The sequence below is a fragment of the Brachybacterium sp. J153 genome (assembly GCF_036311905.1).
GTDB lineage: Bacteria > Actinomycetota > Actinomycetes > Actinomycetales > Dermabacteraceae > Brachybacterium.
Window position 1 is genome coordinate 13,180 of sequence record NZ_JAZDCH010000001.1, and the last position, 19,974, is coordinate 33,153.

A 19,974-nucleotide genomic window follows, 5' to 3' on the forward strand; every position below is an offset into this window, starting at 1 on the left:
CACCTGATGAGCATGACCCCCGAACAGGCACGCTGGTTCGCCGAGACCTTCGACAAGCTCGTCCAGAGCGTCGGCCAGGCGGTGCTCGGCAAGAACGAGGTGGTCCGTCTCGTGCTGACCGCGATGATGGCGCCCGGCCACGTGCTCCTCGAGGACGCCCCCGGCACCGGCAAGACCTCCCTGGCCCGCTCCATCGCGGCGACCGTTCAGGGCACCAGCACCCGCATCCAGTTCACCCCGGACCTGCTCCCCTCGGACGTCACCGGCGTGACCATCTACGACCAGAACACGAAGTCCTTCGAGTTCCACAAGGGCCCGGTCTTCGCGAACATCGTCCTGGCCGACGAGATCAACCGCGCCTCGCCGAAGACCCAGTCGGCGATGCTCGAGGTGATGGAGGAGGGCCGGGTGACCGTCGACGGCGTCACCCACGAGGTCGGCAACCCGTTCATGGTCATCGCGACCCAGAACCCGATCGAGCAGGCCGGCACCTACCGGCTCCCCGAGGCGCAGCTGGACCGCTTCCTCATGAAGACCTCGCTCGGCTACCCGGACCACGCCTCGAGCGTGCAGATCCTGCAGGGCTCCGCGCTGCGCGACCGCTCCCAGCAGCTGACCCCGCGCATCTCCCTGCAGGCCGTCAACGACATGACCCAGCTCGCCTCGACCGTCCACGTCGATCCGGCGGTGCTCGAGTACGTCTCGCGCCTCATGGAGGAGACCCGTCTCGCGCCCGAGGTGCGCGTCGGCGTCTCGATCCGCGGTGCGCTCGCGCTGATGCGTGCCGTGAAGGTGTGGGCCGCGGTCAACGGTCGCCACTACGTCATCCCCGACGACGTCAAGCACCTCGTCGGCCCCGTGTGGCTGCACCGCTTCGTGCTCGACCCCGAGGCGGAGTTCGCCGGCACCACCGCTCAGACCGTCATGACCAAGATCCTCAGCGAGGTGGCGCCTCCCCAGGCGCGCCAGCAGTCCGCATGAGCCAGAGCACCGTCCCCAGCGACACCGCCGACGCGAAGAGCGCCAAGGCGGAGGCGAAGCGACGCCGCCGCACGGCGGAGGCCGAGGAGCGGGCCGCCGCCCGTCGGCAGCGCCGTCGGGAGAAGTCGGCCGCCCGCACCGGCGCCCCGGTTGAGGCCACCGCTCCCGGGGGGGAGCAGCCCGCGCCGACGGGCCTGCGGGCGCTCCGTGACCGGATCGGCGAGCTGTGGAGCAACCGGGTGCATCCGGTGCTCGACGTCATCTCGCCCGTCGGCTGGGCGGTCCTGGGGGCGGCGGCCTTCTGCTGGATCGCGGGACTGTGGCTGCACGTCACCGAGCTCAACGTGATCGCCTTCGTCCTCACGGTGCCGCTGGTGATCGCGGCGCTGTTCGTGCTCGGCCGGGCGAACTACCGGGTGGTGCTGGACCTGCAGACCCACCGCGTGGTCGTCGGGACCCGGGCCGTGGGCCGGGTGGAGGTCGCGAACCCGTCGACGCGCGACATCCTGCCCTCCCGCATCGAGCTGGCCGTCGGATCCGCGACCGCCCAGTTCATGGTGCCGCGCCTGGCGCCGGAGGCGACCCACGAGGAGCTCTTCGCCGTCCCCACCAAGCGCCGTGCCGTGCTCGTCGTGGGTCCGGTGCGCTCCGTGCGCGACGACCCGCTCTCGCTCATGCGCCGCCAGGTCACCTGGGCGAAGGAGCAGGAACTGTACGTCCACCCCCGGACCGTGCGCCTCGACGAGGCCGCGAGCGGGTTCCTGCGCGATCTCGAGGGAACTCCCTCCTCGGACCTCTCCAGCTCCGACATCGCCTTCCACGCCCTGCGCGACTACTCGCCGGGCGATGATCGCCGGCATGTGCACTGGCGGACCACCGCTCGCACCGGCAAGCTCATGGTCCGCCAGTTCGAGGAGACTCGCCGCTCCCACGTCGTGGTCGCCCTGGACAACCTCGCGGAGCACTACGCGAGCGAGGACGAGTTCGAGCTGGCGGTCTCCGCCGCCGCTTCGATCTCGGCGCAGACCATGCGGGAGGAGAAGGAGCTGACGCCCTTCACCTTCGACGAGCGCCAGCGCACCGGCACCCCGCGCCAGCTGATGGACGACTACACGGTGATCGAGCAGCTCTCCGAGCAGATTGGTTTCCACGAGCTCGGGCAGAAGGCGGCGGATCTCGCCCCGAACGCCTCGGCGGTGATGATGATCGTCGGCTCCCACACCACGGCGCGCGAGCTGAACGCCGCCGCCAACCAGCTTCCGATCGGAGTGATGGCCGTGGCGATCCGCTGCGTGGACGACGCGGAGGTGCGACGCTCCGCGATCGGCTCCCTCGACGTGGTCACCCTGGGCGACCTCGAGACCCTCGCCCGCGCCCTGAGGTCGGTGGGTCGATGACCGCCGCGACCTCCCGCCGCCGCGCCGCCGCCGCGCCGCCGCCCTCCGTCGGCCGCCGGGCGACGGACCTCGGCGTGCTCGGTCTGCTGTTCGTCCTCGCCCTGGTCGGCTTCCAGACCGCCTACGGCGGCGTGCAGTTCGCGATCACGGGCGTCATGGCCCTCGTGCTCGGCATGCTCATCGCCCTGCTCAGCGCGCATCTGCGCTGGGGGCCTCTGCGCACCCTGCCGATCGTGCTGGGCGTCTACTTCCTGTTCGGCCCGATGCTCGCCGCGCCGACGCGGGCGCTGTGGGGGATCCTGCCGACGCCGGGCTCCCTCTGGGAGCTGCTCAAGGCGCCGGTGACGACCTGGAAGTCCGCCCTGACGGTCGCGCCGCCGGTCGGCAGCGCCCAGGGCGTGCTGGTGGTGGTGTGGCTCAGCGTTCTGCTGCTGTCCCTGGCCTCGGCGACCATCGTCCTGCGCACTCGGCGCTACGTGCTCGCGTGGCTGTTCCCGCTCGTGCTGCTGATGGTGACGGTCGTCTTCGGCACGACCGACGCCGTCCAGCCCGTCATCCGCGGCGTCCTCTTCGCGGTGGTGTCGGTGGCCTGGCTGACCTGGCGCTTCGAAAGCGCGCGCCTGGACAACGCGCAGTCCACGATCATCTCCGACTCGGTGCGGCCCGGCTCCTGGAAGAACCCGGTGCTGCGCCGGCGCATCATCGGCGGCGGCGTGATCATGGCGATCGCCGTCGGGGCGGCCTTCGGGGCGAGCTCGCTGCTGGACCCGCCGGAGGGCGCCGGACGGTTCGCCCTGCGCGATCGGATCTCCCCGCCCTTCGACCCGGATCTGTTCGTCTCGCCGCTGTCCGAGTTCCGCGGGTACCGCAAGGACCAGCGCGATGCGGTGCTGTTCACGGTGACGGGGGTCGAGGCGGGCGATTACGTGCGCCTTGCCACCATGGACCAGTACGACCTCCACGTGTACAACGTCGCCGGGAACCGCGACCGCACGAGCACCTCCGGGGCGTTCATGAGGACGGCCTCCGGGGTGAACCTCCACGAGCCCGGCGAGCAGCAGCGCACCGCGAGCGTCACCATCGGCGACTACCGCGGCGTGTGGCTGCCGACGCTGGGGGAGCGGACCGATCGCATCGACCTCTCCTCGCTCCCGCAGGAGCGGGCGGGCGTCACCGCCGAGAACCTGTTCCTCAACGAGAAGTCGCAGACTGCCGTGAATGCTGCGGGAGTCGACGAGGGGGACATCTACGAGTTCCTCTACGAGCCGTACACCGAGCCCGCCGCCGAGCAGCTCGAGAGCGCGAGCTTCGCCGACATCGCCATGCCCGAGAACTCGCGGGTCGACCAGATCGCCGTCGTCGCGGAGGAATGGGCGGGCGACTCGGACTCCGACTACAAGCGCTTCGCCAATCTCTCCCGCGCCCTGAAGTACGAGGCGTTCTACTCCAACGGACTCGCGGAGGACACCGCCTCGCTCTCGGGCCACGGGGTGAGTCGCCTGCTGGCGATGCTCGATCCGATCGGCTTCGACAAGGAGCAGCCCGACGCTCAGCCGACCGGCAAGATCGGCGACGAGGAGCAGTACGCCGCGCTCCTGGCCGTCATGGCCCGCTCGCTCGACATGCCCGCGCGCGTGGTGATGGGCTTCGAGGTGCCCGAGGGCCAGGAGGGCACGGTCTCGATCACCGGGGACAACGTCACCGCCTGGGTCGAGGTGGCCTTCGACGGCGTCGGTTGGGTGCGCTTCGATCCGGCACCTGACGAGGACCAGGATCCGACGCGGCCCGACCCCAAGGAGGTCGAGAAGCCGCTCCCGCAGGTCGCGCAGCCGCCGCCTCCGCCGGCCGAGCCGCCGAGCCCGCCGCCGGGTGCGATGAGCGAGGAGTCCGATCCGCACGAGCCTCCGGAGGACCCGACCCGCTCGTGGGTCGTGTACCTCGGGATCGGGGCGATCCCGATCGTCCTCGCCCTGCTGGCCGCGCTCGCGATCGTGGTCGCGAAATCCGTGCGCCGCGGCCGACGGCGCTCGCGCGGCGATCTCGCGACCCGCGTCGACGGCGGGTGGCAGGAGATCCTCGACCAGCTCACCGATCTGGGGCGGGCTCCCGATCGGCTGAGCACGCGCGCAGAGATCGCCGCTCGTCTCGACGGCGAGGTGCCCGCGATGGGGGCGACGCTCCTGGCCAGCCGGGCCGATCGGGCCGTGTTCGGACCCGACGACCTGCCCGCACAGGCCGCCGACGAGTACTGGACGCAGGTGCAGGAGGCGCGGCGGGGCCTCGCCGCGTCGGTGCCCTGGCACCGCCGGCTGCGCGGGGCGCTCTCGCTGCGCTCCTTCCGCCGCCGAGCGGCGGAGCGGCGCGCCGAGCACCGTCTCGACAAGGCCAACCGTCGGGCACGCGCCAAGGCCGATCGACGCGCCGCATCCCTGCGGCAGCGCCGCTCCTCGCTGCGGGGCACCTCCCCGCGTACCGCGACGCGATCCAGGAAGGGAAACCCCTGATGACCACCACGCGCTACTGCAGCACCTGCGGGACGCTCCTGCCCGAGAACGCGGCCGTCTGCGGGGAATGCGGAGCCCGCTACCAGGCCTCGCCCTACGAGCGCCGGGCGACCGACGCCCCGGGCGCCTGGTCGGCGGCGCCTCGCGCCCGTGCCCGTGACCTCGGCCCGCAGGAGACCGAGAGCGACGGGGGTGACGGCATCGAGCTGATCTCGCGGGAGGAACTCGCCCCCAAGGAGCCGGGCGCGACGACGCTCCGCCCCCCGGGCCAGTACGATCGAGCAATGGTCACTCAGCCACCGCAGAACCCGACCACCGGATCCGCCTCTTTCGGCTCGCCCAGCGGGCCCGGATCGGCCGCTCCCGCCCCCTCCCAGGGCGCTCCCGCCTCCCAGGGGCCGGCCTTCGAACCGCCGTTGGACGGCTGCGCGCCGAGCACCCCGGTGAAGCGTCTGCTCGCAGCGGTGATCGACGGTGTCGTCGCCGGTCTCGTGACCGTGCCGATGACGGTCGGCGTCATCCTCCTGCTGACCCAGGAGTCGGCCTCGCTGCTCGCCCAGATCCTCACGGGCGTGGGCGCCGCGCTGCCGGTCGCCTATGCGCTGGTGATGGTGTGGCTGACGGGATCCAAGGGCTTCACCGTCGGCAAGCTCGTGATGGGGCTGCGGATCGTGCGGGAGAGCACGGGTGGTCCGCTCGGCTTCGTGCGCGCCCTCGGGCGCTGGGTCGTGTACGGCGTAATCTCGCCGGTCATGGCCCTGTCGATCTTCCTCGACCCGCAGAAGCGGCTGCGCGGTTTCCATGATCGGGTGGTGGGCTCGGTGGTGGTGGACGTCAAGTCCGGCCGCAACCCGCTGACCGCGCGGGCGGACGACTTCGAGCGCGCTCCGGCGGAGCAGTACCTCGGGGCACCGTCGGTCGCCGTCTCCGCTCACCAGAACCTGCTCTCCGAGCCGGGCTCCGCCTGGCAGGGCGGTGACCAGTCCCAGCAGGCAGCCTCCGCAGGGGCTGCCCCGCAGTCCGGTGGCTGGGACCCCCAGCCCGCTCCGTCCCCGTATGCGCCTCCGTCGGCCTCGTCGACGACGGATGTTCCCGCACAGGACGGCTGGGGCTCCCCGGCGCCGGCGGCCCCGGTGCAGGACTCCAGCTCCTGGGCTCCGCCTCCCGTCGAGCCCGCCGCGCAGTCGGGCTGGGAGCAGGCACCGGCACCGCAGCAGTCGGGCTGGGACCAGGGCCCGGCGTCGCAGGCGTCGGCACCGCAGCAGCAGACCGGCTGGGGCCAGTCTTCGGCGTCCCAGGCGCAGTCTCAGGCACCGCAGCAGTCGGGCTGGGGTGCTGCGCCCGAGCCCGCGCCGGCGTCGCAACCCGCTCCCGAGCAGCAGTGGGGTCCGCCCGCTCCGGCCGAGCCCGCCGCGCAGAGCTGGGATGCGCCCTCGCAGCCTTCGGCCCCGCAGCCTCCGACTGAACCGGCTCGCGAGCAGGCCGCTCCGGCTCCCGCAGGGGAGCCGCAGTCCGCCCCGGGCGCCCAGCCGTGGGATCGTCCGGCCGCACCGGCAGAGCCCGCAGCGCCCGCCGTCCCTGCTTCGGGTGGTGCCTGGGGAGCGCCCGCGCCGTCGGCCCCCGCGCAGCAGCCCGCCGCCCCCGCACAGGATGCGCCGCAGGAACTGACCGGGAGCGCCTGGGACGGCGGCACCGACGAGGTCGACGAGGCGACGCGCATGTCCGTGCCCGAGGACGACTCGCTGGGCGACCTCGAGGCGACGCGCATCTCGCCGGTGAAGCTGCCGCCGAAGCGCACTCTCCGACTGGTCACCGATGCCGGGACCGAGCGCGTCGTGGAGCGTGCCGTGGTCATCGGCCGCAACCCTACGGCTCCGGCCGGGGAGCTGCTCTTCGTGCTCCAGGACGACACCCGGTCGGTCTCCAAGACCCACCTGCTCCTCGACGGGACCGGCGACGAGACCATGGTGACCGATCTCGGGTCCACCAACGGATCGGCCATCGTCCGTGAGGACGGTTCCCGTGAGGGTCTCGTCCCGCACAGCCCGACCGTGCTTCCTGCCGGAGCGCAGGTCGCCCTCGGGGACCGGACCCTGTCCGTGGAGCGGGAGCAGTGACCGACCGCTCCCTGTCGGACCCCGATTCCACCGGCACCGTCCGCGTCGTCTCCGCCTCGGCGACCCATGTCGGCCACGTCCGCGCGACAAACGAGGACAGCTACCTCGAGACGACGCCGATCTATCTTGTCGCCGACGGGATGGGCGGCCACAACGCGGGCGAGGTCGCGAGCGCGATCGCCGTCGAGGAGTTCGAGAAGCTCACGATCCAGCAGAACGTGTCCGTGGAGCAGCTCGGCGAGGCGCTCCGCAGCGCGGCCGACAGGATCGGCGAGCTGACGGGCGAGGCGACGGTCGGCGCGGGCACCACCGTCGCCGTGGTCGCCACGATGGTGCTGGACGGCATCGGCTACTGGGTCGTGATGAATCTGGGCGACTCGCGCGTGTACCGGCTGTCGGGGGAGATCTTCGAGCAGGTCAGCGTCGACCATTCGGTCGTCCAGGAGCTGATGGACCGCGGAGATCTGACGGCCGAGGAGGCCCGCGTCCACCCGTACCGGCACATGGTCACCCGCGCCCTCGGCGCCGGTCCCGACTCCGATCCCGACTACTGGCTGATCCCCGCCGAGGTCGGCGATCGCATGCTGATCTGCTCGGACGGTCTGACCGGCGAGGTGTCCGATCAGGCGATCGAGCGCCTGCTGCGTGGCCCGAACGATGTGCGCACGATCTGCCAGGACCTCGTCCAGCTCGCCCTCGACGGCGGCGGACACGACAACGTCACCGTGGTGATCGTCGAGGCGGTCGAGGTGCTCGGCCTCGACCTGGCCAGCGAGGACACCGCTGGCGGCGTCGCGAGCGGCGACTCCGCGAACGATGAGGTGGACGAGGACACGCTGCCGCGCGGGCTGCCCCCGGTCGGGAGCGGACGGTCATGAGCGAGGAGGCGGCTGCGTCCGGCCCCGCCCCTCTCCTCGGGATCGGCACCTTCACCCAGCAGGGGCCGGCGACCCTGGTCGTCCGGGAAGCCGGCTGGGTCGTGCTCGTCCCGGGACTGCGCAAGGAGGTCGCCGAGGCGGCCTGGACGATCCTCGGTGAGGGGCCGACGGGGGAGGAGTTCCTGGACCGTCTGGTCGCCGAGGCGGGCCTCGAGAGCGCCGACAAGATCCCCGCCATCCTCTTCGCGCTGGTCGACGGCACGACCGTGACCTACGGGATCAAGGGGAAGACGCCGCTGCAGGTGTACACCCCGAGCGGCTCCGAGCAGATCGCCGGGACGGAGGACGAGCCGTTCCTGCTGCGCACCATCGAGGAGGTCCTCCGCACCTCCTTCGGTGACCTGCCGGCGGAGGAGCCGATCGGCTCGCCCCGCGTCGTCGCCGGCATCGTGCGCGTGCGCGGCTTCGTGCACGTGACAGTCGACCCCGCGACCCTCGAGGAGGCGGATCGCGCTGCGCTCGCCGAGCAGGTGGAGGCGGACACCCGCCACATCGAGGACGACGCGGCGAAGAAGCGCCGGGCGGAGAAGCCCGCTCCGAGGCCGGCGAGCGAGATCAAGAAGCCGATGCTCGCCACGCGCAAGCCGGGGGAGATGCCGCCGAGCCTGCAGCGCGGGGCGCGCTCGTCCTCGTCCGCGCGCCGCTCCGAGCCCGCTCCGGAACCCTCGGGCCCGAACATGTTCGACGACCTCTTCGGCGGCGCGAAGCCTGCCGCTCCGGGGGCGCCGGCCCCGGCCGCCGATGACCCCGTGGCGTCCGCCGCCGCTCCGGCGGCCCCTGCTCCGGCTCCCGCCGCGGCGGCTCCTGCACCGGCTCCCGCTCCGGCGACCGCGGCTCCGGCTGCTGACACGCCGACGCCGGCGGCTGCGGCCCCCGCCCCGTCCCCGGCCCCCGAGCCGGTGGTCGACACGGCGACACCCGCCGCCTCGGAGGCATCGGCCGACGCCGTCCCCCCTGCCGCCGCTCCGTCTGCAGGGTCGTCGACCGGCGCCCCGCGGCGACGTCTCGTGCGCACCTCCCTGTTCGACCGTGCCCGGCCTGCCGCGGAGACCCCCCGGGCCGAGGCGTCGACGACGCCCACCGCTCAGCCCGCGGCTGCCCCGGAGTCAGCACCCGCGCCGGCCGCCGAGGCCGAGCCAGTTCCCGCTCCCGTTCCGGAACCCGAGCCCGCGCCGCAGCCCGCCCCCGCGCCGGAGCCCGCCGCCGCGCCGGTTGCTGCCACCCCCGCCACCCCCGCCGCGCCCGCCGTGCCTCCCGCGGCGCCGCGCCCCGAGTCGGTCCCCACCCCGGAGCCTCCCGACGAGGACGAGAGCAGCTCGCCGGTCACGCTGGTCGCACCGATCGACGACGAGGACGAGCAGGCGGCCGCGCCGACGCCCCGGCCCCGCCCGGCCGCTCCCGCACCGGCGATGGCCGCCCCCGCCGCGCCAGCGTCCCTCGCCCCGCCGGCCGCGACCGACGTCGAGAACACCGGGGCGTACGACGACCTGTTCGGCAAGACCGTCTTCCGCCGCGTCGAGGACGCCGCCGTGCGCCGCGCCGAGGAGGACGAGCACGACGAGGACGCGCCCGCCTTTACGGAGGAATCGCAGGTCGCGGAGGTCACCCAGGCCGAGGCCCCGCCGGTCGAGGCGGCGCCGAGCCCCGTCGCGCCGGCGGCCCCCGAGCCCGAGAGCGTCGGGGAGTTCATCGACTGGGTCCCCGGCGTCGGCCGCACCGCCCCCGAGATCGCCCAGGCCGCCGCTCGTCGGGCGGCCGCGCCGCCGCGGGTCGACCCCGCCTATCCGCAGGTCCACCTCGCCGAGCGGCCTCCCGCTCCGCGCAGCGGCCCCGCGCCGGCTCCGTCGCCGTCCTACGCCCCGGGACCTTCGCCGTACTACACGCCCCGCGCCCCCCAGGCGCAGGGGATGCACCCGGGAGCGCCCGGCCCCGCTCCCCAGCAGCCGGGTCCGCAGCAGCAGCCGACCCCGCAGCATCCCGGGTACGGCCAGCCCGCCCCCCAGGGCTACCACGGCCAGCAGCTCGGGTACCCCGGCCGCCCCGAGGCGCAGCAGGGCTATCCGGCTGCCCCGGTGAACCCCGTCGCGGCCGGGCAGCAGGTCGGCTATCCGGACCCGTACGGCAGCCCGGCGCCCTACGGCAGCCCCACCGGCCCCCCGGCACAGCACGGTCTCCCTCCACAGCACGGCAGCCCCGCACCGTACGGCGCTCCCGCACAGCACGGCACGCCTGCACAGCACAGCGCCCCGGCCCCGTACGGCGCTCCTCCCGCGGGCGGCCTGCCCGGCGGCCCGGGGGGTCTGCGCCAGGCCGGGGCACCGCACCCCGCAGCCCCCGGCGCCGGCCCCGCGCGTCCGACCCAGCCCGCCGGACCCTCCCTCGCCGCCGCGGCCCCCGGGCCCGGCGGTCCGGGAGGAGCCCCGCAGCAGGGCGTGCTGCTGCCCGCGCTGCTCTGCCCGAACGGGCACCCGAATCCGCCGGATCTGTCCGTCTGTCGGCTGTGCCGGGGACCGCTCCAGGGCCCCACGCAGACGGTCGCCCGCCCGCCGCTCGGCGTCGTCGACATCTCCACCGGGGAACGTTTCGTCCTCGACCGCATGGCGATCATCGGGCGTCGGCCCCGCGCCTCGCGCGTCAGCGCCCAGGAGATGCCGCAGCTGATCACGGTGCCGAGCCCGCAGCAGGACATCTCCCGCTCCCACCTCGAGCTGCGGCTCGAGGGGTGGCATGTGGTGGCCCTCGACCTCGGCACCACCAACGGCACCACGCTGCATCGGGAGGGCACCGACCCGCTGCGGCTGCGCCCTCGGGAGGGCGTGGTCCTCCGCGACGGCGACCACCTGGACCTCGGCGACGACGTCCACCTGTACATGAGGGAGAGGCCATGAGCACCAGACCGCCCTCGGCCCCGCCCCGCCTGCCGGGCTACGAGTACGAGAAGCCGCTCGGCTCCGGCGGCTTCGCCGACGTCTTCCTGTACCGACAGTTCCGGCCCCAGCGCCGCGTGGCGATCAAGGTGCTCCTCTCGAACGTCCTCGACGAGAGCGTGCGCCGCCAGTTCGACGCCGAGGCCAACGTCATGGCCCAGATGTCGACCCACCCGTCGATCGTGACGATCCACCAGGCGGAGGTCTCCGACGACCACCGGCCCTACATCGTCATGGAGTACTGCCCGCGCCCCAACTACGGCCAGCGCTTCCGCAAGGAGCGGATCTCCGTCGCCGAGGCGCTGCGCGTGGGCGTGCAGATCGCGGGCGCGGTCGAGACCGCCCATCGCGCCGGGATCCTGCATCGCGACATCAAGCCCGCGAACATCCTGGTCACGGACTACAACCGACCTGCGCTCACCGACTTCGGCATCTCCATCGCGACCGGTCAGGGACAGGACGTCGAGGACTCCCAGGGCATGTCGATCCCGTGGTCGCCCCCCGAGTTCTTCGCCGATCCGCCGCGGGCCGACGTGCGCAGCGACGTGTTCTCCCTCGCCGCAACGGTCTACTCGCTGCTGGCCTCCCAGACGCCCTTCGAGCGTCGCGGCCAGCGCAACGGCGCCTCGGACCTGATCCACCGCATCTCCGCGGAGCCGCTCCCGCCCCTGACCCGCCCCGACATCCCGCCCGAGCTCAACCGGGTGCTGTCCGTCGCGATGGCGAAGGACCCCGCGGGGCGCTACGACACGGCCCTGGCGCTCGGGCGCGCGCTGCAGCAGGTCGAGCTCGCGCTCTCGCTGCCGGTCACGCAGATGGACGTGCTCGACGACCGCGGCACCGGCCCTGCGACCTCCGGGGAGGATGACGAGCTCGACGCGCACACCCGCATCCGGAAGGTCGCGACCGTTGACCCCGACTCGGTGAGCGCCTCACGTCGGCCGATGGACCGCTTCGCGGGCGTCGCCCCCGCGCTCGGCAGCCCGACGTCTTCGTCGTCGTCGGCCTCGACCCACTCCGCCGCCGAGGCGGACGAGTCCACCACGCTGCGGCCGGCCGGATCCCGGCTGAACCCGCCGCGCGAGGCGACCCCCTACGCCGCTCCCGCCGAGACCGAGGAGGAGAAGCCCTCGACCCCGGTCTGGCCCTTCGTGACCCTCGCCGCGGTCCTCGTGATCGTCCTCGGCGTGGGCACCACCCTCGGCGTCCGCTACCTCACCCACGAGCCCGAGGACGAGATCGCCACCACGGACATCAACGTCGCCCAGACCACCAGGGAGCCCCCGGGGATGCCGGGCGACGTCTCGATCGCCCTCGTCGCCCCGGAGGAACCGGGCGGGGTCACCGCCCGAGCGCGCGTGCAATGGTCGGCCCCGGCGAACCTGACCGAGGAGGACTACTTCCAAGTGAGGTGGAAGGACTTGGAGTCCAACTACGAGCGCTTCGCCACACCGAACCCGGTCTACGGCCGCACCTCGACCGTCGTGGAGGTGCCTCCGGGTCTGACCGCACCGTGCCTCGAGGTGCAGACGGTCAACGACGCCGGCGGCGCGAGCGGCTGGGTCGAAGTCTGCCTGGACGAGGGCTGAGGGAATGAGGAACGTGATGAGCGAACGCAGCACAGAAGGGAAGGGATGACGATGGCGTCGACGATCTCCGTCGAGTTCTGCGGCGAGTGGTACCGGGTCGCCGAGGGGGAGGAGCTGACCATCGGCCGCGAGGCCGACCTCAACGTCGATGACGACAACCCCTTCCTGCACCGCCGCTTCCTGACGATCGTGCAGGTCGAGTCGATGTGGTGGCTGGTGAACATCGGGTCGCGGCTGTCCGCCACGATCACCGACGGCACCGGCAGCATGCAGGCCTGGCTCGCGCCGGGAGCGCGGATCCCGCTCGTCTTCGACGAGACCAAGGTGGTGTTCACCGCCGGGCCGACGACCTACGACCTCTCCGTCCACGCCGAGTCGCCCGACTTCGAGCGGGTCACCCATCCCGACGACCCGGTGGGGGAGACCACCGTCGGGTCCGTGCAGCTCACCGCGAGCCAGAAGCTGCTCATCCTCGCCCTCGCCGAGCCGATGCTGGTCCGTGAGGGCTCCGGCATGAGCTCAGTCCCGACCTCGGCGCAGGCCGCTCAGCGTCTCGGGTGGCCGCTGACCAAGTTCAACCGCAAGCTGGACAACGTCTGCGACAAGCTGGACCGTCTCGGGGTGCGCGGACTGCGCGGCGGCCCCGGGAAGCTCGCGAGCAACCGACGGGCCCGCCTCGTCGAGCACGCGGTCTTCTCGCGGCTGGTCTCGAGCGAGGACCTGCCGCTGCTGGACCAGTCCCAGGACGAGGACGACGAGTAGGACCGAGCCGATCCCCGCCGCGGGGATCCGGACGGGTGGGCGAGGGGCCCGCCAGGGGGAGGAGAGCAGATGCGCATCAAGCTCACGCTGCGCAGGCCCGAGGACCGGCTGACGGACCTCGAGGTCACGGCCGACGCGACGGCGACCGTGGCCGATGTGGCGAACGCGCTGTACCTCGCGGACCCGCTGCGCAGCGAGGTCGAGCCCCCCGAGGGTCTGACCCTGCAGGTGCAGGACGCGGGCGCCGGACCCGGGGCGAACGGGGTGCGCTCCCTGGATCGCGAGATCGACCTGATCCAGGCGGGGCTGCGCTCGGGCAGCGTGGTCTCCATCGCCCGCTCCTCCACCGAGTACGCCACGCGCTCGGAGTCCCGCGGCGCGGCGGTCGCCCTGATGCGGGTGCTCTCCGGCCCGGAGGCGGGCCGCGAGTTCCCGCTACCCAGTGGGTCCAGCGTCATCGGCCGCGAGGGCGACCTCGACATCCGCATCGCCGACCCGATGCTCTCCAAGCGGCACGCCCGCATCAACGTCGGCGACACCATCGAGATCGTCGACCTGCACTCCAGCAACGGCGTGGTGATCGGCGGCGAGCAGGTCCAGCGCGCCGTCATCGGCCCCGCGGACACCGTCCTCATCGGCCAGACCACCTTCTCGGTGATCGCCCTGCACCGCCTGGGCGGGACCGCGCCCAGCTCGCCCGTCGTCGAGTTCAACCGCTCCCCGCGCGTCGTGCCCCGCTTCCCCTACCGGCCGCTCAAGGCGCCCACCCCGCCCAAGGAGCCGGGCCCGCAGTTCTTCCCGATCTTCATGTTGTTCGCCCCGGTGCTCATGGGCGGCTTCATGTTCTCGCTGACGCGCAGCCCCTTCTCCCTCATGTTCGTGTTCATGATGCCGCTCATGGCCACGGCCGGGTACCTCAACCGCAAGTGGCAGGCGAAGAAGCAGCTCGAGCGGCAGATCGAGAACTTCGAGGAGGGGCTCGCCTCGCTCAAGCGCCGCGTGACCGCCGCCCAGGACCTCGAACGCGCGGTCCGCCTCGTCGAGGCGCCGTCGGCCGCGGACACCGTCGACGCCGCCTTCCGCCTGGGCCGCCTGCTGTGGACCCACCGTCCCGAGCACAACGCCTTCGGCACGCTCCGCCTCGGGCTCGGCATCGCCGAGTCCCGGGTGGGCATCGACATGCCGTCGGAGAACGACGCCATCCCGAAGTACTGGGACATGCTCGACGACATGCACGAGGAGTACAAGATGATCGCGGGGGTCCCGATCGTCTCGGAGCTCCGCTACGCCGGGAACCTCGGCGTCGCCGGCGGCGGTGCGGAGGCCGACGGGGTGGCCCGCGGGATCGTCACCCAGCTCTTCGCCCTGCACTCGCCGGCCGAGATGGCGATCGCGGCGATCACCTCCCGCTCCAGCCGGGAGATGTGGCAGTGGCTGAAGTGGCTCCCGCATAGCTCGAGCCCCCATTCGCCGCTCCCCGGCGACCACCTCGCGGACACCCCCGGCCGCGGCACCTCCCTGCTCTCCCGCATCGAGGAGCTCATCGAGCAGCGCACCGGGGACGCCCCGGCCACTCTGCGCACCCCGATGACCAGCGACGTCACCTCGGAGCCGCCGATCCCGCCGGAGCCGGTCACGCCGAGCCTGGTGGTGATCATCGAGGACGACGCCCCCGTCGACCGTGCCCGCCTGGTGCGCATCGCCGAGCGCGGCCCCGATGCCGGGGTGCACGTCATCTGGTGCGCCCCGAACGTCGCGGCGCTCCCCGCGGCCTGCCGCACCTATGTTTCGGTGGAGGAGGCTATCGAGGGGGCTAGCGCCGGCCACGTGCGCCTGGGCGAGCGTTTCTACCCCGTCACCGTGGAGACCGTCTCCGTCGAGGTGGCCGCGGGCGTCGCCCGTCACCTCTCGCCGGTGGTCGATGCGGGCGTGCCGATCGACGACGACTCCGACCTGCCCCGCGCCATCTCGTACCTCAAGCTCGGTGGCACGGCGCTCGCCGAGGAGCCGGACCACATCATCGAGCGGTGGAAGGAGAACAACTCCCTCACCCCGCGCGACGGCTCCGAGCCGCAACGCCGCAAGCACGATGCGAACCTGCGCGGCCTCATCGGCCACAACGGCCAGGACGCCTTCCACCTCGACCTTCGCACGAACGGCCCGCACGCCCTCGTGGGCGGCACCACCGGCGCCGGCAAGTCCGAGTTCCTCCAGGCCTGGGTGATGGGCATGGCCACCGCCCACAGCCCCGACCGGGTCACCTTCCTGTTCGTGGACTACAAGGGCGGCGCCGCCTTCGCCGACGCGATCGAGCTGCCCCATGCCGTGGGTCTGGTCACCGACCTGTCCCAGCACCTGGTGCGTCGCGCCCTCACCTCGCTGCGGGCGGAGCTGCACTACCGCGAGCACCTGCTGAACCGGAAAAAGGCGAAGGACCTCGTCTCGCTCGAGCGCACCGGGGATCCCGAGGCGCCACCGAGCCTGATCATCATCGTCGACGAGTTCGCGGCCCTCGCGAAGGAGATCCCCGAGTTCGTGGACGGCGTCGTGGACGTCGCCGCGCGCGGCCGCTCCCTCGGCCTGCACCTCATCCTCGCCACGCAGCGTCCCGCGGGCGTCATCAAGGACAACCTGCGGGCCAACACCAACCTCCGCATCGCCCTGCGCATGGCGGACGAGGCCGACTCCAAGGACATCCTCGGCGACAAGATGGCTGCCCACTTCGACCCGGGCATCCCGGGGCGCGGCGCCGCGAAGACCGGTCCGGGTCGCATCGCCACCTTCCAGACCGGCTACGCCGGCGGCTGGACCACCGATGAGCCCGAGCGGGCGCGGATCGACATCGTCGAGAAGGACTTCGGCACCGGCGAGCAGTGGGACATCCCCAGCCCGCCCGCCAAGGAGGTCAAGGACCTCGGACCGAACGACATCACCCGCATGGTGACCACGATCCGGGCCGCGGCGGAGAAGGCCGGCGTGCCCGCGCCGCGCAAGCCGTGGCTCTCCGAGCTCGCCGACGCCTACGACCTCTCCCGGCTGCCCACCCGGCGCACCGACGAGGAGCTGCTCCTCGGCGTCATGGACATGCCCGAGGACCAGGCACAGCCGACGATCTCCTACTACCCGGACCGCGACGGCAACATGGCCATCTACGGCACCGGCGGATCCGGCAAGTCCACCACCCTGCGGACCCTCGCCATCTCCGCGGCCTCCACGGTGCGCGGCGGTCCCGTGCACGTGTACGGCCTCGACTTCGGCGCCTCGGGCCTGACCATGCTCGAGGAGCTGCCGCACGTCGGCTCGATCGTGCCGGGCGACGACGAGGAGCGGGTCATCCGCCTGCTGCGCACCCTGCGCGAGATGATCGACGAGCGCGCCCGCGACTTCGCCCGGGTGCGGGCCGGCTCGGTCGCGGAGTACCGCGAGCTCGCGAACGCTCCGGACACCCCGCGTGTGTTGCTGCTGGTGGACGGCATGGCCGCGTTCCGCGAGGCCTACGACTTCTCCAACCTCTCGAAGTGGTTCACCGCCTTCGTGCAGATCGCCACTGACGGACGTCAGGTGGGCGTGCACGTGATCGTGACCGGCGACCGCCCCAACGCCATCCCCACCTCGCTCGGCTCCTCGATCCAGCGGCGGCTGATCCACCGCATGGCGAGCGTGGACGACTACTCCGGCTTCGGCGAGCCCAAGGACGTCCTCGACGGGGCCTCGCCCCCCGGGCGAGCGATCCTCGAGGGGCACGAGGTGCAGATCGCCGTGCACGGCGGCGACTCGAACGTGGCGATCCAGTCGCGGGAAGTGGCCAAGCTCGCCAAGGCGATGCGCCGCGCCGGGGTGACGGAGGCGCCGGGGATCCGGCGACTTCCCGAGCGGGTGGAGTTCTCGGAGCTGCGCCCGGTCGTCGGGGGCCAGCCGGTGCTCGGCCTGGCCGACGAGACGCTCTCCGAGATCACCTTCGAGCCGCGGGGCGCGTTCATGGTCACCGGCCCGATGGGCTCGGGCCGCACGACCGCGATGCTGACCATCGCGACCGGTCTGAAGGCCCTCGAGAACCCGATGCGCCTGGTCCGCTTCTCCTCGCGGCGCACGCCGCTCACCGGTCTGCCGATCTGGGACGTGGAGGGCTCGGATCCGGAGACGGTGCGGGAGCTGGCCGCCCAGCTGCGGCAGACCATCGAGTCGGGAGCGGTCGAGGAGGGTCGACTGGCGCTGTTCATCGACGGCGTCGCCGACTTCACCGGCTCCGGCATCGAGAACGACCTCGACAAGCTGATCCGGGCGTCCACCCGGGAGGGCCAGTTCGTGGTGGGCGAGAACGAGTCGGCCTCCTGGTCGCAGGCCTACGTCCTCGCCCAGCCGTTCAAGGCCGGACGCCGCGGCCTGCTCCTGCAGCCCGGCGAGATGGACGGCGACACCCTGCTCGGAACGTCATTGGGGAGGATCCGTCGCGCGGACTTCCCGACCGGCCGCGGCTTCCTCGTCTACAGCGGTCGAGCGATGAAGCTGCAGGTCGCGCAGATCACCAGCTGATCCGGGGCGCTCGCCGGGACGGGTGCTCGCCTCGCCGGCGGCGTCCCGGCGCTCCCGCGGGACGGCGTCCGTCCCCATGGGGACTCCTCCCCATGGTGACGCAGGCCCCCGCGACCTAGAGTGAGGCCGTCGAACACCATGGCACGAGCCGGTGCACCTGCGCAGGGGCGCGGATGCCACGAACTGGGAAGGGGAACCCCGCAGTGAACGCCACCAAGGGAATGAACGTCGAAGAGGTCCGCCGGATGGCGACCCAGCTGCGCGAGGCGGCCGAGGAGATCACCCGCATCGAGCAGGAGCTCACCTCCGGACTCGAGGGCGTGGACTGGACGGGGCCGGACGCCGATCGCTTCCGCGGTCAGTGGTCGGGGGAGATGGTGCCCGCGCTGCAGCAGATCATGACCGCCGTCGACGAGCTCGGGGACACCGCGGATCGCAACGCCTCGGATCAGGAGTCGATCTCGTCGAACTGACGCTCTCGGCACCTCTCGAAGCAGGGAACGGGGCCCGGACGGTTACGCCGTCCGGGCCCCGTTCCCTGCTGGTAGGTTGAGTGCCGTCACCGGTGGGAGGAACGGAGCACATCCATGGCCAAGAGCATCATCTATCCGAGCGCGGACTTCCCGGGCCCTCCGCGGATCACCCTCGAGGTCCCGGACGACTGGGCGACGCTGACCGTCCCCGGCGTCCAGCTCGCCGTCGCGCAGCCCCGGGTGGAGGGCCGTTTCCGCGCGAACGTCGTCGTCACCGTCCAGCGCTTCGGCCCGGACTTCACCCTCGAGGCCGCCCGCTCCGGTCTCGAGCAGCGCAAGGCTGCGCTGCCGGAGCTCGAGGAGCTCGGCACGGGCGAGCTCGAGGTGTCGGGGGACACCTGGATCGCGAGCGAGTACGGCTACACGCAGCCCGGCCGGCCGACGGTCGTGCAGGCCGCGCGCTACGCCGTCCTGGACCGCGGGGGAGTGGCGACCGACGTGCTCGAGATCGTCGGCAGCTGCGGGGCGGAGAGCGCCGAGGACGAGATCGAGACCATCCGCGCCATCCAGGACTCGGTGGGCGTGGACCTCAGCTGAGGGGATCGAGGACAGAGCACCGGGGAGCCCTGGACCGCACGGCGGTCCGGGGCTCTCTGCTGTGCGCGGGGCGACGGGCGTCGGGGCGGTCCGACGGGGCCGGCGGGCGCGCCGGCCGGTGTGCCGGCGGGCAGGGCGATCGTGGTGCCGGAGGTGGTGCCGGCGGACCTCCCGACGGTTTGCCGGAGCTGCTGCCGACAGGCCGCTCCCGCGGGCCGACGACGGGACCCGGCAGGGGGCCTGCTCTCCCCGCACCGTCAGCAGATCCCGGGTGAGGGCCTGTGACCTGCAGTGATAGCGCTCAGTCAGGCTGGGGAGGGGGATGGGGAGTTGTCCCCATTCCCTCTCGGTGGAGGTCCGCTCTAGGGTAGAGCCATCACCTGGAGGACAGCGGCCGAGGAAGCGACCGGGGGTCGCGGAGGAACCTGCCGAGGGTGGCGACAGAATCCAGAATCTACGTTTGGGGAAGATCATGAAGAAGGGTATGAACCCGGAGGCCGTCGAGGCCATCGCCGGCGACATCGACGAGCTCATCGAGAGCATGAACTCGATCTACGAGGGCCGTCTCGGCTACGTGACCGATCTCGACTGGACCGGTGAGGACCGCGACAAGTACCTCTCCGAGTTCGAGAGCACCATCGGCACCGCGAACCAGGCTGTCGTGCAGCAGCTGACGGACTTCGCCGAGCGCCTCCGCACCAACGCCAAGGGTCAGCGCGAGATCTCGTCCAGCTGACGCCCGACCGCGACCACCACCACCACAGAACACAAGGGGAGACATCATGGCTTTCAAGGGAATGAACCCGGACGAGGGTCGCGAGACCGCTGGCCTCGTCACCGAGGCGGCGAGCACCGTCAACGACAACACCGATACCCGCACCTCCAAGATCATGAGCGTGGAGTGGGTCGGCCCGGACTACGACAGCTTCACCTCGGACTGGAACTCCTTCCTCTCCGGCCCGCTGTCGCAGCTCTCGGAGGCGTACCGCACCAAGGGTGACGAGCTCACCAAGCACGCCGACGACCAGGACACGGTCTCGGAAGGCGACTGAGTCCGCTCCGGCGCCCGTCGCCGATCCAGCGCCCCGTCCCCGATCCGTCGGGGGCGGGGCGCTGTGCGTCGTGGGTTGGGATGGGGCGGGGGAGGGACGGTGCA

Annotated in this window: 13 protein-coding genes; all 13 read left to right on the forward strand. The window is 72.4% G+C overall.

What is annotated here, in order from left to right:
* Positions 1-6 precede the first annotated feature (6 nt).
* The 13 genes from V1258_RS00030 (at position 7) to V1258_RS00090 (ending at position 19,870) form a co-directional block, all read left to right on the forward strand.
* Complete coding sequence (locus V1258_RS00030; RefSeq protein ID WP_329745069.1) at positions 7-981, forward strand: AAA family ATPase; 975 nt, start codon at positions 7-9, stop codon at positions 979-981.
* Positions 978-2,378 carry a DUF58 domain-containing protein gene (locus tag V1258_RS00035; RefSeq protein ID WP_329747778.1) on the forward strand — a complete coding sequence of 467 codons (1,401 nt, stop codon included), beginning with the start codon at positions 978-980 and terminating at the stop codon, positions 2,376-2,378. Before V1258_RS00030 ends, V1258_RS00035 begins: the two co-directional genes overlap by 4 nt.
* A complete protein-coding gene (locus V1258_RS00040; protein WP_329747779.1) occupies positions 2,375-4,882 on the forward strand; it encodes a transglutaminase-like domain-containing protein in 2,508 nt (835 codons plus the stop codon). Before V1258_RS00035 ends, V1258_RS00040 begins: the two co-directional genes overlap by 4 nt.
* The gene (locus V1258_RS00045) at positions 4,882-6,999 is read left to right on the forward strand and encodes an RDD family protein (protein ID WP_329747780.1); all 2,118 of its coding nucleotides are present in this window, start codon (positions 4,882-4,884) and stop codon (positions 6,997-6,999) included. The genes V1258_RS00040 and V1258_RS00045 overlap by 1 nt, the downstream gene beginning before the upstream one ends.
* On the forward strand, positions 6,996-7,877 hold the full coding sequence (locus V1258_RS00050; RefSeq protein ID WP_329747781.1) for a PP2C family protein-serine/threonine phosphatase: 882 nt from the start codon (positions 6,996-6,998) through the stop codon (positions 7,875-7,877). The genes V1258_RS00045 and V1258_RS00050 overlap by 4 nt, the downstream gene beginning before the upstream one ends.
* Positions 7,874-10,825 carry an FHA domain-containing protein gene (locus V1258_RS00055; RefSeq protein ID WP_329747782.1) on the forward strand — a complete coding sequence of 984 codons (2,952 nt, stop codon included), beginning with the start codon at positions 7,874-7,876 and terminating at the stop codon, positions 10,823-10,825. Before V1258_RS00050 ends, V1258_RS00055 begins: the two co-directional genes overlap by 4 nt.
* On the forward strand, positions 10,822-12,453 hold the full coding sequence (locus V1258_RS00060) for a serine/threonine-protein kinase (protein ID WP_329747783.1): 1,632 nt from the start codon (positions 10,822-10,824) through the stop codon (positions 12,451-12,453). The genes V1258_RS00055 and V1258_RS00060 overlap by 4 nt, the downstream gene beginning before the upstream one ends.
* Positions 12,454-12,504: 51 nt before the next feature.
* Complete coding sequence (locus V1258_RS00065; RefSeq protein ID WP_329747784.1) at positions 12,505-13,215, forward strand: hypothetical protein; 711 nt, start codon at positions 12,505-12,507, stop codon at positions 13,213-13,215.
* Positions 13,216-13,284: 69 nt separating this feature from the next.
* Positions 13,285-17,748, forward strand: coding sequence for an FtsK/SpoIIIE domain-containing protein (locus V1258_RS00070; protein ID WP_329747785.1), 4,464 nt, complete (start codon positions 13,285-13,287; stop codon positions 17,746-17,748).
* Positions 17,749-17,951: 203 nt separating this feature from the next.
* Positions 17,952-18,221 carry a WXG100 family type VII secretion target gene (locus V1258_RS00075; protein ID WP_329747786.1) on the forward strand — a complete coding sequence of 90 codons (270 nt, stop codon included), beginning with the start codon at positions 17,952-17,954 and terminating at the stop codon, positions 18,219-18,221.
* Positions 18,222-18,335: 114 nt separating this feature from the next.
* Positions 18,336-18,818: a hypothetical protein gene (locus V1258_RS00080; RefSeq protein ID WP_329747787.1), complete on the forward strand. Its 483-nt coding sequence runs from the start codon at positions 18,336-18,338 to the stop codon at positions 18,816-18,818.
* A 472-nt stretch (positions 18,819-19,290) separates the two neighbouring features.
* The gene (locus V1258_RS00085) at positions 19,291-19,554 is read left to right on the forward strand and encodes a WXG100 family type VII secretion target (protein WP_329747788.1); all 264 of its coding nucleotides are present in this window, start codon (positions 19,291-19,293) and stop codon (positions 19,552-19,554) included.
* Between the two features lie 46 nt (positions 19,555-19,600).
* Positions 19,601-19,870, forward strand: a complete 270-nt coding sequence (locus V1258_RS00090; RefSeq protein WP_329747789.1) for a hypothetical protein — start codon at positions 19,601-19,603, stop codon at positions 19,868-19,870.
* Positions 19,871-19,974: the final 104 nt, after the last annotated feature.

Coding starts and splice junctions, on each gene's coding strand:
- V1258_RS00035 (WP_329747778.1), top strand. CDS start 978: ATGAGCCAGAGCACCGTCCCCAGCGACACCGCCGACGCGAAGAGCGCC.
- V1258_RS00085 (WP_329747788.1), top strand. CDS start 19,291: ATGAAGAAGGGTATGAACCCGGAGGCCGTCGAGGCCATCGCCGGCGAC.
- V1258_RS00070 (WP_329747785.1), top strand. CDS start 13,285: ATGCGCATCAAGCTCACGCTGCGCAGGCCCGAGGACCGGCTGACGGAC.
- V1258_RS00030 (WP_329745069.1), top strand. CDS start 7: ATGAGCATGACCCCCGAACAGGCACGCTGGTTCGCCGAGACCTTCGAC.
- V1258_RS00045 (WP_329747780.1), top strand. CDS start 4,882: ATGACCACCACGCGCTACTGCAGCACCTGCGGGACGCTCCTGCCCGAG.
- V1258_RS00055 (WP_329747782.1), top strand. CDS start 7,874: ATGAGCGAGGAGGCGGCTGCGTCCGGCCCCGCCCCTCTCCTCGGGATC.
- V1258_RS00060 (WP_329747783.1), top strand. CDS start 10,822: ATGAGCACCAGACCGCCCTCGGCCCCGCCCCGCCTGCCGGGCTACGAG.
- V1258_RS00080 (WP_329747787.1), top strand. CDS start 18,336: ATGGCCAAGAGCATCATCTATCCGAGCGCGGACTTCCCGGGCCCTCCG.
- V1258_RS00090 (WP_329747789.1), top strand. CDS start 19,601: ATGGCTTTCAAGGGAATGAACCCGGACGAGGGTCGCGAGACCGCTGGC.
- V1258_RS00065 (WP_329747784.1), top strand. CDS start 12,505: ATGGCGTCGACGATCTCCGTCGAGTTCTGCGGCGAGTGGTACCGGGTC.
- V1258_RS00040 (WP_329747779.1), top strand. CDS start 2,375: ATGACCGCCGCGACCTCCCGCCGCCGCGCCGCCGCCGCGCCGCCGCCC.